At 49.3% G+C, this 14,796-nt stretch carries 7 protein-coding genes; all 7 read right to left on the bottom strand.

What is annotated here, in order from left to right:
* Positions 1–12: 12 nt before the first annotated feature.
* Complete coding sequence (locus J9260_RS12390) at positions 13–903, bottom strand: SH3 domain-containing protein (RefSeq protein WP_210218054.1); 891 nt, start codon at positions 901–903, stop codon at positions 13–15.
* A gap of 131 nt (positions 904–1,034) precedes the next feature.
* Positions 1,035–3,452, bottom strand: a complete 2,418-nt coding sequence (locus J9260_RS12385) for an SdrD B-like domain-containing protein (protein WP_210218053.1) — start codon at positions 3,450–3,452, stop codon at positions 1,035–1,037.
* 60 nt (positions 3,453–3,512) lie between these two features.
* Positions 3,513–6,140 carry an SdrD B-like domain-containing protein gene (locus J9260_RS12380; RefSeq protein ID WP_210218052.1) on the bottom strand — a complete coding sequence of 876 codons (2,628 nt, stop codon included), beginning with the start codon at positions 6,138–6,140 and terminating at the stop codon, positions 3,513–3,515.
* Between the two features lie 111 nt (positions 6,141–6,251).
* The gene (locus J9260_RS12375) at positions 6,252–9,281 is read right to left on the bottom strand and encodes an SdrD B-like domain-containing protein (protein ID WP_210218051.1); all 3,030 of its coding nucleotides are present in this window, start codon (positions 9,279–9,281) and stop codon (positions 6,252–6,254) included.
* Positions 9,282–9,379: 98 nt separating this feature from the next.
* Positions 9,380–11,977: an SdrD B-like domain-containing protein gene (locus J9260_RS12370; protein ID WP_210218050.1), complete on the bottom strand. Its 2,598-nt coding sequence runs from the start codon at positions 11,975–11,977 to the stop codon at positions 9,380–9,382.
* 117 nt (positions 11,978–12,094) lie between these two features.
* A complete protein-coding gene (locus tag J9260_RS12365; protein WP_210218049.1) occupies positions 12,095–13,021 on the bottom strand; it encodes an SMP-30/gluconolactonase/LRE family protein in 927 nt (308 codons plus the stop codon).
* A 1-nt stretch (position 13,022) separates the two neighbouring features.
* Positions 13,023–14,795 carry a hypothetical protein gene (locus tag J9260_RS12360; protein WP_210218048.1) on the bottom strand — a complete coding sequence of 591 codons (1,773 nt, stop codon included), beginning with the start codon at positions 14,793–14,795 and terminating at the stop codon, positions 13,023–13,025.
* Position 14,796: the final 1 nt, after the last annotated feature.

The raw sequence follows: 14,796 nt of genomic DNA, 5'->3' as shown, positions 1-14,796 counted from the left end.
GCAAAACACTTTTTACTTTAATAAGGTAATGGTTTCAAAAGCATCCATTTCGCCCATGACATTACCAGCGGCATCGTATTGTTTACCAATACTGATACCGACTTTTACTTTCTTGTTTTGGTAATTGGCGGGCATTTCAGCGATTTCGTTCCATGAGTCACACAGTGGTGCGGTGCACAAACCAGAGTGCGCGTCACCTTGTTTATCGGTAATGGTTAAGTAGCAGTTATCGCCACATTCATACGAGGTAATTACGCCTTCCAGTGTTTTACCGGTGCTGCTGGCGGGTGGTTGGGTGTTATTACTGGATTGTTGTTGTGCGGAAAGTTTTTCCAGAAAAGCGTCGAAGGCGTAAGCTTCTTTACCTTGCCACTCGACTTTGACCCATGTGCCGTTGCGCCCGCCGATGAAGTCGGTTTGCTTGGTCGTTGCCAGTACTTTGAGCTTGCCGCCCGTGGGAACATTGCCGAGTTTAGTGCCGGTTACATCGGGCTTGCTGCGAACCACTAAGTTGGGTGTTGCGGTTGCTTTGTACCAGCCCGCTGCTGTTTGGGTACTGCTGGAGGTGGTGGAATCTGCGGCATCCGCAATCATTTCATTTAAGACCGCGATGCGTGAGGTATAAACGGATTTTAAGCAATCCACGTCTTCGCAGGTGTCGCGCTCCATCACTAACCAATCCGTTTGCGCCGCTTTTAAGGCAGATTTCGCGCTGGTGCTGGCAAGGGCTTTTTTGTAGGAAGCGTCGAGTAATTCATCCAAATTCGATAATTGCTTGGTGTTACAGATGGTTTTTTCCGCCCACGTTTTGGCTTTAGCGCAGTTGAAACTGGCAGCAAACGTGCTCTGTAATGGCAGTAAGAGGAGCGCGGTAAGCACGGTCAGGCGTAATGCTATTTTCATTGTAATTCCCTCGGTGTCTGGTTTTGATTAGAACCGACAGAATGCCTGCAAAGCGGGGGGAAGTTCAAGAGGGAATTGTGCGGAAGGGGAGGGAACCCCAGCCTGTCATGTGCTACAGGCTGGGGCGGGGCTTACTTAATTGTTACGGTAATGGTCAAGGTTGCGGTTGCACCATTAGCCAATGTACCAACAGTCCAAATTCCCGTGCCGGAAGTGTATGCACCTTGGTCAGCATTATGGCTGACATAGGTTACGCCCGCAGGCAATTGGTCGGTGACTTCCACGCCCGTTGCGGTATCTGGGCCATTGTTCTTGACCTTGACAGTGTAAATCACGGTATCCCCTGATTTGACACTGCTGAGATTGGCAGTTTTTGTTACTTCCAGATCGGTCATTTTGGGTGTGGGCAGGGTATACCCTACGTCAAACGAGTGATTGTTTGCCCCAGCGGTTGGGATGTCCGCTGCTGTGACGGTCACTTCCCCGGATGCGGGTGCATTCGAGTCAATTAAGGTATTACTGCCTGCAATAGCAGTCGTCAGGTTATACGTCGTGCCAGATACCGTCACACTGGTGGGGAACTTGACGGTATAAGCGGTATTCGGTTGCAACTGGTTAAGGCCGTACTTTTTACTGTCCGTATCTGTCCCCGCTGCATTGGTGAAGTAATACGTGCCATCAGCAGCGGTAGTGGCGGTAGCCAGCTCTGTTGCCCCGGCAAACAATTTGACCTGCACGTTGGGAATGCCGTTTTCACCCGCGTCTTGGATGCCGTCGTTGTCGGTGTCGAGCCAGACCCGGTTGCCGATTTCGATGGGAGCAGGGTCAAGTAACAATTCTATATCGCCTAAACCGCCAGATTTACCGAAATACCCACCCGAGCCTCCGCCATTAGAGCCATCAGCAGAGCCTCTAAAAACCTGATAAGGCATACTGCCACTACCGTTAGCAAGATTCAGGTGCTTAATACCGCCACTGATTAAATCGTTGGGGTCGGCTAAAGTTGCAACGATGCTTCGCCCCGGTGCGATGGCTACACTACCCAGTGCATTAATGACGGGTTGTCCGCCGAAGCTCGCTAAAATATCTCGCATATCGAAAAAGTATCCGCCACCAGGGCCTGCTTCTGCCGTAACACTGTAGTTGGGGAGCGCACCAGTGACACCGCCACAAGTACCGTTGTTTTCCAGAGTCCAGTCAGCACCATTCCAACAGGCTTTTAAGATATGGCTCATACTGGGGCTACTACCACCGGGCATGTAGCCAGCTTCCCATGCACGATTACGGAATGCCAGCACCATGTCTTTTCCGTCAAATACAATATCGGACAGCATGGGCTGATGGGAGGTGATGGGTTGAAATGGAGAGCCTGCGATCAGTGTGTCGCTCCAGTTTTTCCAGAAGCTTTGGCTATTGAAAAACAGGTCGAAGTTTAAGGTCTCTGTGAAGCTACCTGCGCCATTGTATTTTAATACCATTGCGCTGGGGTGTCCGGTTGCAGAAGTGCCTGACTCGTTTGTACAAACTGTGCCGATATAGAGCGTATTCGTTTCATCCATACCTAAACCGAATGGACGAAAGTCATTGTCGGGGCAACTTGCCGGACGGGTAATTTCCCCTAAATCGTTAACGGTGTTAGTGGTATTAGTGGCAACAGCATACAGGTGGCGATTATTGAGGTTGATGACATAGAGCCATTGACCATCCGCAGAAATTTCCATATCGCCTAATGAGCTTTTACCTACGTTGGGCACAGAGGCTGTATCGTAATTGATGGTTGTGTAGTCGCCGGTGAAATCGTGGGTATCTGTGCCCGCATTGGGGATGGTGGCGTGTACATCCACAGTGCCATTATCATCAATGCTGTAAATTGCCCCCACACCGCCGGGACCAAAACCAACAGCACGTTTGTAATAGGCGCTGGCGAATAAGCGTTTATTCTCCCGCTGAAATGCCACCCCTGAGGTCGAGCCTATTTGCTGATGAGTGGCTAATGACGTTGGTAGGATGTAACCGGGGTCTGCGGGTTTACCTGTTGCATTGAATGGAAATTTGACCAATGCTGGGTAAGTCCGATAGTCGCGCCCAGTTGCAACTGCTTGATCGGCAGGGCCAACGATGGCAACGGGCGTTGTAATAAAAATATTCGTATCGGCTTGGGAGTAATCAAGCGGGTTGTTTAACCCTAAATTGACATCCGATGCACCATCATTAACAAATTGTACCGATGTGCCACCTGATGCCCCCGGTTTTAGCCAATCCCCACTCCATGAAAATTCGACACGGTAATCTGCTCTGTTGAGAAGTCCGGTTAGTGTGTAATTACCATTGATGTCAGAGCTGACAGTTGATCCTGCTTGCACACCATTAGCATCAAACGCTTTGATGGAGACCCCAGCCATACCAACTTCATTGAAGTTAGCACTACTATCAAATACACCGTTGGCATTGAAATCACGGAAAACTTTGCCAGAAATATCCGCAAAAGTGACTTGGGGGGCGAGTAGTGTCGCCCCTAATGTTCCTAACCAAAATAGTCTGTAGCGCATCAGTTTCACCTAGTTATTATCATTATGGTGTTCGTATTAGATTTGTTGGTTCGATGAGGTTTAATCCACCGTTACCGCCAATGTTAGGGTCAATGTAGCGCGAGCCGCGACAGTGCCAACATTCCACACACCAGCAGCAAACGTGCCTTGGCTTGGTGTAGCAGTGACCAGCGTAAGACCAGTGGGGAGGCGGTCTTCCACTTTTACGCCCGTTGCCTCTACATCACTATCATTGATCAAGGTGATGGTATAGGTGATAGCGTCTCCGTGGCGCACGGTGGGTTTGCTGACGGTTTTGACCAGCTTGAGGTCGGTTTTCGGTGTGACGCAATTGGCTTGGATAGCTGCTGATGCACTATTGTTGGCAGCCGTCGGATCAGTTTCGGTTAGCTTACTGACGTTGGCTATATTCGCGATAGTGGTACACCCCGCTGCTGGAGGTGTTGTCCCGTATCCTACGTCAAACGAGTAGTTATTTGCCCCGGATTGTGGAATATCACTTGCGTCAACGCTGACTTCACCTGTTGCAGGTGCGTTGGAATCCACTTCCCGGTTGCTGCCTGCACTGGCACTCGTCAGGTTATAGGTGGTTGCGCCGACGGTTGTTGTTGTGGGGAATTTCACCGTGTAAGTGGTATTCGGCACTAACGCAGTTAAACCATAAATATGGCTGGTTGTCGTTGTGCCTGTTGCGCTGCTGAAAGCATATGTACCATCGGCGGTGGTGGTGGCACTGGCGAGTTCCGTTGCCCCTTGCATGAGTTTTACCTGTACGCCTGCAATGCCTGTTTCACCCGCATCTTGTAAGCCATCATTATCGCTATCCAGCCAAACGCGGTTGCCGATTTCGATAGGTGGGATGTCGTTGAGGATTTCAATATCCCCCATGCCGTTGGCTTTGCCTAAACGGTCAGTGATGTACAAATCTTGTGTCAGTGCCCCGGTTGTATTGCTTAACCACGCGACACCGCTTGTCCACGCCATGCCTTTGGGGTTCATCGTCCCCATGGTTACTTTGTTACTACCGGGTAACAAGGCTAACCCTCCTTGGGATTTTTCCTTATGGTCATCAATGTCAGGAGTGGTATTGCCACTCCACCACTGTATTTTTTGGGTATCCCCCAGATAGAATTCACCACCACCGGGACCTTGGTTATTATCTACCCCACCTATTGTCGCATTCGTTCCATCTGAACCGTTGTTTTCTAGGGTGTAAGCCCCTGTTGCAGCATTGTATGATGCTCTTAAAATATCACCTGCGATAGCCACGTCTTCGCTATCATTATTATGCGGCTGGTAATTATCATGACCCCGTTGATGGCCTGTGCGGTCAGCAAAACCCATAATAAGCGAACCGTCCACATCAATTTCTAAGTCTGTGAACATCGGTTGCATTGGTGCAGCAGTGGTATTGGGGTTATTCAACCAAGTTGCCCATTTACTGGGGAATCCAAAAACAGTTGCCTTGTTATAGCTGCCAAAATTAAACACGATGCTATTTGTGCCGGTATTTGGATTCATTTTGATGACTTGGAATGTAACATCATCTTGGTTATTTGATGTCGAGCCATCACACAATGAGCCAATATAAAGCTCGTTGCGGTAGTATTTTAATGCAAAAGGATGGAACTCACCCCCGGTGCAAGTCGGTGGCGTTATTGTGAGTTCTTGTAGCTGCGCTGCCGTTGGTATTTGTGGATTTTTCACATCCCGTAAGTCAATTTTTACGATGTTTTTCTTATAAAGGTTGGTAACAAATAAGTAACGACCATCATCTGATAAGTCCACGTCGCCTAAACTTACACGTCCAACTTGGGCAAAAGCACTCTGGTCGTTAGTCGGTAAAAAATCTCCCCATTGTAGACCACGATCATCGTTGGTCTTTACGTGCAGCGCATCGCTGGTATTGGGGTGATTGGTTTGAATACCCAAGCTATCCAAATCAGCAAAAGGCGTAACGGTGGTATTGGGGAATGTGCCCGCTGGGTCAACCATGTAAATACCACCACTGCCTAAGGTTCCCAAACCGGAATGGCGTTTGAGAAATGCCGCAGTGAAAAGCTTTTTGCTATAAGGCGAGTAAGTAGCACCAAAAACCGTACCGACTTGCTTATTCGCCACTAAGCTACTGACCCCATCAGGTAGCTCCTTTTTAATTGTTCCGTCTGGATTAGTTTTGTAATTACGGTTGCTGTAATTAAAAATAGTCATTACCGGAAGGCTAGGGGATGAACCTGCACCGGCGTTTACTAGCGGATGCCCACCTACTTGATGGGTTACGACGACTACAGGATCGGTATTACCTACATAATCCGTTGGATAGTTCAAACCGAGGTTGGTATCGGTAGTCGGAGCGGTGACAAATTGCACAGCAGGTTTGCTGGCTACAGTTGGGTAGTAACCTGTTGGGAATGCGCCGAACTCCACCCGTGCCGCACCTGTTGCCCCCGCAATGGTATACGAGCCATCCGTCGCTGTTGTCGCAGAACCTAGGACACCACTTGCCCCGTGTGCGGTGACAGTTACGCCCGCAACCCCGATTTCATTAAATGTTGCGGTATTGTCTTTCACACCATTGGCATTGAAGTCACGGAAGACCGTACCGGAAATATCGGCATAGGCAGCGGTTGAGCAGAGTGTCAGGATGATGCTGCCAGCACAGCGTCGGAAATACGATTGGTTACGCATTAAGCCCCCTTTTGAAATGTCATGGCTTATTTTTCTAGTTCAGTCGGTATTGCGCTGTAACATAGCAGCGGCACTCAGAACCTAATCTGAATGCCGCCTTTTTTTGGCTAATTAATTAACAGTTACATTAATAGTCAAGGTTGCGGTTACACCATTAGCCAATGTACCCACCGTCCAAAGCCCCGTACCGGAAGTGTAGGCACCTTGACCCGCATTATGGCTGGCATAGGTTACGCCCGCAGGCAATTGGTCGGTGACTTCCACACCCGTTGCGGTATCAGGGCCATTATTCTTGACCTTGACGGTGTAAATCACGGTATCCCCTGATTTGGCACTGCTGACATTGGCTGTTTTTGTCACCTCTAAGTCAGCACTTGGGGCACTGCTGGAGCAGGTGCTTGGCACGGTAATGGTCACGTTTTCCAGCTTACAGCTTGCGGTCGTATCATCCGTCAGCGTCAAGGCTAAATTCCCACCTGAAATCGGGAAACTATTGGTGGAGGTATGCTCCGTGCCATAACTGCGGTTGGCGTAAGTATCACCACCACTGATGCTGTACGTTGCCCCTACATTTGAACCTGTTGCAGTGATTTTGTAGGTGAACTTGTCGTCGCTGGCGTTACTTGGTGTACCGTTATTATTACAAGTGCTTGTTACCGTTGGCGTATTAATGCTGCACGTTGGGGTATTGCTGGCAACAAAACCAAAATCCACAGCGTGATAATGGTTGCCTGAATCCAGTGTGGTGACATTGGAAATGGCATTAGTGCCAACTAAACCGCCGTCAGAGTTGCGCTCCTCATCTGTTCCTTGAGAAGGTGTAGTCAGTGCTAAGGTGGTTAATGCAGCCTGCTTGCCTGCGCCCGTTACATTCCTAATGGCAATTTGGTATTGGGTATTAGGCAATAATGTGTTCAAACCGTATTTGTGGCTGGCGGTACTTGCCCGTCCGCCTTGGATGTCTGCAATATTAAATCCGCCATTTGCCCCAACAGTGTCATTAGGTGCATTGTTTCCGCTGGTTGGATAGCCGCGTGGATCATTAGAAAAGACATAATAGCCATCAGCATCGGTCAACGTGGTTGCCAATGGTGTTGCACTATTGACATCAACCCCTTGAGTAAACAGTTCAACTTTGACCCCAGCAATGGGAGCTTCACCCGCATCTTGGATACCATTGTTGTTACCGTCTTGCCAAACGCGGTTGCCGATTTCGATAGAGGGTTGTTCACACAAAACTTCCAAGTCGCCCAATGCGCCGTTTTTTCCGCTAACCGGGCGGTTGTCAGGATACTCGAATGAACCCTTTCCACGGTAAAAAGAATAGGCACGCTTACGTTGACCTGCGGTTGCAACATCCCCTAATCCTACGTCTAACCATGTCACACCTGACTCGTAGACTTGGAAAGGATCGGCTATCGTATAAGCCGACTCTTGGAAGCCGGGAACATGGGTTGCCCCACCAAAACCAGCCATCCAATAAGTTGCCCCCATGTCTGATGGCCATTCCTGAAAGAAGTACTGTCCACCATTTGGTCCTTTATTGTTGCCTGCACCTGCGGTTGTTATTCCTCCGCAGGAGCCATTGCTTTCCATACTCCATAGACGGTTGGCAACATCTTGCACACAAGCACGACGTACTGCACCATAACCTGCTCCTTTGCCAGTATCAGCCCCAGTTTGGCGGTAGGCGATAGTCATATTGCCAGTAGGATCAAATACAATGTCGGAAGGGATCAACAGATGGCGTTCATATACATCCTGATCTGAAACATACAGATAATGCAGGCTTGGGGCTGGAGCGAATGTTTTATTTGAACGATCAAAACGACGAACTTCCGTTAATGGAACCCCCCATCCGGTATCACAACGGGTTCCGACATAAATATCGCCTTGATACTCACCTAAACCAAAAGCCTGCTTATCAAAGTAACCTAAGCCATCTGCTAAACAGGCATTGTCAAAGGGGATGGCATAATGTTCAACCTTAGCAGCATCGGCGGCTGTTAACGGATTATCTTGTACTGGCAGGAAATACAAGCTGCGGTTAGCTAGGTTAACCGTGACAATGGATTTGCCATCAGCGGTAACGTCAAGGTCACCAAAAGCAGTCTTCCATACAGCATTAATCAAATCACCACTTTGTTCATCCCGTGTAGTATTACCAGAAGCAATGTATGCACCATCTGGGTCTGTGCCATTACTGCCATCTGAGATCTGTACATAACCAGGGCTGGCAGGTGAAAAGATACCTGTCACGAAAGGGTCTGCTCCGGCGGTTGGCGGCGTAGCAGGAAAAAGAGTGTTAATGTCAGCATACAAACTGGTCGTCGGGGTGGCTGGGTCATTCAGGTTTACCCTATAGATTGCCCCCGTACCGTGAGAACCAAAGCCTGTCCATGTTTTCATGTAAGCAGCCGCAAACAGGCTTTTGGAAGCGGGATGCCACCCTAAACCAAATACACTACCCACTTCTTTTGCCAGCGCAAGATTTTTAATTGTAGGATCATTGGCATCCATATCGGGGGCGTTGTATCCCGTTGGCGTGGTTTGATGAGTAGCAACAGAACCGCTGTTGTAAGGAAATGCAAACAAGTTGGCAACATCATTATTTCCGGCATAGGGGGGATTCGGCGTTTGTTGACCGTAAGCATAACGGCTGGTTGCCAAATCCGGGTTGTTTTGGCAATAACTACTTGCTTCTTTGACCGCAAAGTTAGCTGATGTCGTGTTCGGTGTGACAAATTGGGTGAGGACATTGCCATTCCCATTTTGTGTCCCGACACTGTAGCCGGAGGGAATATATGCTAATTGCAATACACAGTTATTTGCACCAGCGGTAGCCCCAGTGGTGGTTAAGGTAAATTGTCCGCTGGCATCAGTGGTCACAGGACCAAATGTAGTTGTGCCGCTATTGGTTATACATTCCGCACGGACTTGCGCCCCGGCAATCCCCTTATCCACTGCAATATTAATGTCTAGATTATCAGCAAAGTTACGGATTTTGGCGGTGTTGTCCAATTGACCATTCAGGTTGTAGTCGAGAAAGACTTTACCGGAAATGTCAGCGAATGCGGTGGCAGAAGAGCACAGCAGGATGAAACCGCCAGCATAACCTTGAAGTAGTGTTTGGTGACGCATCAAGCCTCCTTAGAGTGTCACAGATTATTTTTATGGATATTACAAAAATAACAGTGGCATTCAGAACTTAAGCTGAATGCCACCTTGCCTTAGGCTGGTTAGTTGACCGTCACATTGATGTTCAAGGTTAACGTTTGTCTGGCGGGAACTGTGCCAACCGTCCAGTCACCAGATGTACTGTTGTAGTTTGCCGTTGCTGGCGCGTGACTAACGTATGTCAGTGCACCGGGCAATTTGTCATTGACGGCAACACCTGTGGCATCCACATCACTTTCATTGCTCAAGGTGATGGTATAAGTCAGTGTATCTCCCTTACGCACTGTGGTTTTACTGGCTGTTTTCACCAGCTTGAGGTCGGTTTTGGGCGTAGTGCAATTAGCTTGAATCGCTACTGATGCGCTATTGTTATCAATAACAGGGTCGCTTACTCCTGATTGAGTGATACTCGCATTGTTGGTGATGCTGGTACAGCCTGTTGGTGGCTGCACGGCACTGTACCCTACGTCAAAGCTATGGTTGTTCGCACCCGCAGTTGGAATGTCGGTGGTATTCACAACCACATCGCCCGTTGCCGCAGCGTTGGAGTCGATTTGACTATTGCCACCTGCGGTAGCCGTCGTCAGGTTATACGTCGTGCCAGAAACCGTCACACTGGTGGGGAACTTGACGGTATAAGCGGTGTTCGGTTGCAACTGCTTAAGGTCGTACTTTTTGCTGTCCGTATTTGTACCCGCTGCATTGGTGAAGTAATACGTGCCATCAGCAGCGGTAGTGGCAGTAGCTAGTTCTGTTGCCCCGGCAAACAATTTGACCTGCACGTTGGTAATACCGCCTTCGCCCGCGTCTTGGATACCATCGTTGTCGGTGTCGAGCCAGACGCGGTTGCCGATTTCGATGGGGGCAGCATCACTTAACAATTCTACGTCACCTACCCCTGCGGCTTTGGCCATCGTACCGGGTTGCAAAGCGGTGTCATAAATAAAGTAACGGCTCGTTGCATTACCTGTTTTATTATTTAGCCAGAATACGCCACCTTGATGGAACTCCGTTGGATCCATGCCGTTTGTTACCAATGTTTCAGAACCGGGCAGAAAAGCTAAACCACCTTGGGCTGTTTCGTTGAAGTTATCTTTTGTATCCGCAACAGGGCCATGTTCACCCCAATAATATTCCTTCTGAGTAATGCCGCCGCTCGTCACTTGTGTGGAAGCTGGTATGGTGGTGCTGCAACCAGTATCTCCGTCATTTAAGTAGCTGTTGTTGGATTTACAGAAGCGTAAAACATCACCCTCACTAGGAAGGCTACCTAAATCTGTGTTGTTACAGTCAGTAGAGTAGTAATTGTTTGGCGCATGACGGAATCCGTTACGGTTAGCAATGCCTACGATAAGTGAGTCGTCTATATCAAACTCAATACCGCTTAAGATTGGGGAATCATTGGAGTAATTACTCCACGATCCCCAGGTCGCAAAGTTAGTACCAGCGTATCCGCCACGGGGATAATTGAGTGGAAAAGAATGCTCTATTCCAAAGCCATTTGCAGCATTATTAGGATCGAAATTTAAGATGTATCCCATTAATTTGGCGGGATCCCAAATACTGATAGAGCCATCGCAGACAGCACCAATATAAACTTTTCCATGATGGTAAGTAACGCCCCAAGGACGTAATTCGCCATCCGCACACGTTTGACCGCTGGGTAAACTGATGTCGTAGCCACCTAAAACATCTGCTGAGGTTGGCGTGGTGGTTGGGCTGGTATTTTGAATAGCGTAGAGCTTTTTATCAGCAAGATTCACCAACCATAGACGGTTATGGTCATTATCCATTGTGATACCGCCAATTCCTATCTGACCGACTTTATTCCAAGTGGCAGCATCATGGGCAGGATCACCGATATTTTTAGCAACACTGTTACACCCCGTTGCTTCGCGCGGATCATCACCAGTGGGGATGCCGATCGTTTTTAAGTCAATATAGTTCAGAGACGTTGCGCCATCGGTTGCAGCCATCGGGTCTGACATATCTATTTTGTAAATCCCGCCCGTGCCCAATGGACCGAATCCAGAATAACGTCTTAAAACAGCCGAAGCGTACAAAGTTTTGGTGCTACGTTGATACGCTACCCCCCATGTCGCACCAATTTGCCCGATTTTCGCTTTTGGAATTGGAACTGGTGATTGACTACTTCTACCGACGCTTTGGGCATTATTTGGGAATGCATACAAGCCAGTTTGAGAAGAGATGTCAACGGCAGCAGCAGGATCGCCATTAATATATTGGGGAATCGCTAGGTAGGGAGCTGCTTGCGAATATTGGTTGGGGTCGTGCAGCGCAAAATTTGCAGTTGCGCCATCCTTGACGAATTGCACGGCTGTGCCACCTGCGGCACTCGGTTTTAACCACTGCTGTGTCCAAGCAAATTCAACCCGGTAATCTGCACCAGTGGTTAAACCAGTGAGGGCGTAATGACCACTTGCATCAGATGTTGCAGTTGCCCCGACTTGCGCACCCGCAGCATTGAATGCTTTGACCGTAATGCCAGCAATCCCCGCATCAGTGATCGCACCGCTGTCTAATGATCCATTAGCATTAAAGTCGCGAAACACTGTCCCGGAAATATCTGCAAGTACCATTTGCGGTACAAATAGCGTTGCCCCCAGCGTACCCAGCCATAGCTGCTTGTAGCTTTTCATGGAATGCCCCTTTATTGTTAGCATAATTTTTCATTATTCTTTGTGATTTTACAGCCTTGACTGGGCTTGCGGTCAAATTAAAACCGAAGAGCGGTCATCTTTTTAATGTCGTGTCGCTTACTCTCCAGACTCTGGCGCAGCACCAAGGAACTGCCACTGATCCTTATCAGCTTGGTAAACAAAGTTGTACGTCCGTTTGCGTGGATTGTTTTCTGCCAATAGCCGAAACCCGAACTCAGTTTCTTTCAATTGCATCAGAAATTGCCCTTGGCGATCCTGCCCGAAGCTGATTTTGCGCACGCTGGTGCTATTGCCGTCGGGTAGTGTTGCCAGCGCGGTTTCGTGGCGTACATCGGCGGTAAAATTACCTTTAGCATCCAACACCACCGAATACACGTCGGAAGAACGCGCAGCCCCCCAATACAATCGCTTCTGTGTTGCCCCATTGAACACCCCAACTCCAATAGCATCGGTACTTTCCAGTTGGCTGACGACATTTTTGCTGGCAATTTCAATACGGTAAATGCGCCCGTTTGCCTGTTTTGCGGTCGAGCCTGCCAAGGAGCTGGCATACAAGCTGTCGGTATCGCAATCGTAAAATAAGCCCATTGTGCCAAACGGATTCGATTGCGACGGCGGCGCAACGGCGGGTAATTCCAGCCATAATGCCATTTCTCCGGTCAACCCATCGACTCGGTAAATGCGGTTTTGTAAGGCTGGCGGATTTTCCGCAAGACTAACTTCGGGGGTGGGGGCAACGTAAATATTTCCCTGCCGATCCCGCGCAAACGCACCAACGTGTCCGGCATCGTCCCAGGTTGGGTGCTGCCAAGTCTGCCCACCTTGAGTTTGCAACAAGCGTAACCCGGTATAACCGCGTTGTTGCGTGTCGATAGCGACCTGCGCCCCCAACCCCGTTTTGGCAATGAAAGGCGGCATCGCCTGACAAGCATTGGTTACGCCCGGTTTGAAATTACCCATGTCCGGTTCGCCACAACCGCTGAGTAAAATCAGAAGTGCGATTAATAAGTAATATTTCTTCATGTTATTTCACCGGTACAAACATCGGCCCCGACCAACAAGGCCAGACTTCCACATTCGCCACCCCGTCTTTAACGCGCGTATCTGCCCAGCAATACTCGCTACCCGGATTACCGTCATTCTTCATTTGCGGCACGTACCACAGCACCACATCTTTATCTTGTAATGGTTCAGCAGGCTCGATGAATTGTTCAGGGCCTTGACGATGATCGCTATTGCAGCACGAACCAATTGTCACGGTATCTTGCTCGCCTTCTTCCGGTTTGTAGGCACTGAAATAAGTAAACGCCTTGTCGCCGCGCCCACCATCACCAAATTGCCCGCGCCCCGGTTCAACGTAATAACCTGCGCCATCGTTGCCCAGCACGCGATACTGGAAGCCTTCGGTAGTTAACTTGCCATCATCTTGCAATCGCCATTGCTCTTTATCCCAAGTTTGCCATTGCTTGCCATCCCATTCCGCCACGTTTTGCGCCGCGCCCGTATCGAGGTCGATGCGCACTACCGGACGGTACATCCCATCCGTGCCACAACCGCGCCCGAAATCGGCTTGCGCCACCCGAAAACGCCCGTCTTTGTAAAATTCAAAGCGTTGCACATAACGGTAATTGCATGGCGTAGGCCAAGGCGGTTGACGAAAATCCTGCACCACCGCGAAACCGACTTCCTGCCCATCTTTTACAATCGGTTCGGTTTTGGGGCCATTGTAAGCAATGACCACCGCCGCACTGAACAAGGGGCAACCAATCGCATCACTGTAACCAAAGCCTTCGCGGGTGGAATAACTCACGTGCCAATCCAGCAATTTGGCATTTTTCAGCACTGTTTTGCCGTTGAAGGTAACGTTGGAAAGCTGTAAACCGTCCGAGCCGGTAATCACGTAATCCATCTTCCAGCCATCTTGCCCCAGCGAATTTACTTTCTCGCAGAAGTTGCGGAAGGTGGTTTCGTTTTCCAAGCTGCGTTCTGTCACCAGGGTTTTAGGGCCGCTGTTGCCCAAATCTGTCCAGCGTGAACCGACCAATTTACCATCGGTCAAATCCACGATTGCCCACAATGCATCATTTTCAAACACATAAGTGGGGGCAACGCACAGGTGATGTGAACGCTCGCACATCGACTCTTGCAATGCGGTCTTGAACTCTTTTTTGTCAGGTTGGCGTTCCCGATCCTGCAAAATGGCCTGAATTTCTGGTGATGCCCCGGCAATAACGCTCGCTAATTCCACCAAATGCGCGGGTAAATCCGGTTGGGCGAAATTTTGGCGACTCACACCAAGCACTTGCTGCTTTGCCGTATCCACAAACGCAATCGTCGAAGCGTTATGGAAATAGTGGTACATCTCCACCCGCCAGCATTCCGTTTGCGCACAAGGTCCGCGATTGCCTGCACTGAAATCACCCGGTAGGGCTTTGCGCACATTCATGATTTCATTGCGTAAAGCTTCGCCTGTTTTGTCATTGCGGGTAAATTTGAGAAAGTCGGGATTAGCGATTGCCAGTTTCTGTGCGGTTTGCGCGGCAACATCCGGCAAGGCTTTGTCGTCCAGTAACAATATCGGCGGGTCGGCTTGTAAGGCAGCTTGCACCCGTTGGAAATACGCAGCCAACTCTGGGATTTGTGACTGCAATTGTTCACGCGGCACTGGCGTTGCCAATTGGCTGGTGTCGGTGAATTTATCAACGGTGGGTAAAATCACCGATTGTGGTTTTTGCTCACCGCAGCCCCCAAGCCACAGTAAAACAAGGCAAAGAATCATGCCTGTATGAATTTTCATG

The organism is Thiothrix unzii (assembly GCF_017901175.1).
GTDB lineage: Bacteria > Pseudomonadota > Gammaproteobacteria > Thiotrichales > Thiotrichaceae > Thiothrix > Thiothrix unzii.
This window is presented reverse-complemented; position numbering and strand designations above follow the sequence as displayed.

Excerpts from the sequence above, each read along its gene's own strand:
- J9260_RS12385 (WP_210218053.1), bottom strand. The coding sequence starts at position 3,452 with ATGCGCTACAGACTATTTTGGTTAGGAACATTAGGGGCGACACTACTC.
- J9260_RS12370 (WP_210218050.1), bottom strand. The coding sequence starts at position 11,977 with ATGAAAAGCTACAAGCAGCTATGGCTGGGTACGCTGGGGGCAACGCTA.
- J9260_RS12365 (WP_210218049.1), bottom strand. The coding sequence starts at position 13,021 with ATGAAGAAATATTACTTATTAATCGCACTTCTGATTTTACTCAGCGGT.
- J9260_RS12375 (WP_210218051.1), bottom strand. The coding sequence starts at position 9,281 with ATGCGTCACCAAACACTACTTCAAGGTTATGCTGGCGGTTTCATCCTG.
- J9260_RS12380 (WP_210218052.1), bottom strand. The coding sequence starts at position 6,140 with ATGCGTAACCAATCGTATTTCCGACGCTGTGCTGGCAGCATCATCCTG.
- J9260_RS12390 (WP_210218054.1), bottom strand. The coding sequence starts at position 903 with ATGAAAATAGCATTACGCCTGACCGTGCTTACCGCGCTCCTCTTACTG.
- J9260_RS12360 (WP_210218048.1), bottom strand. The coding sequence starts at position 14,795 with ATGAAAATTCATACAGGCATGATTCTTTGCCTTGTTTTACTGTGGCTT.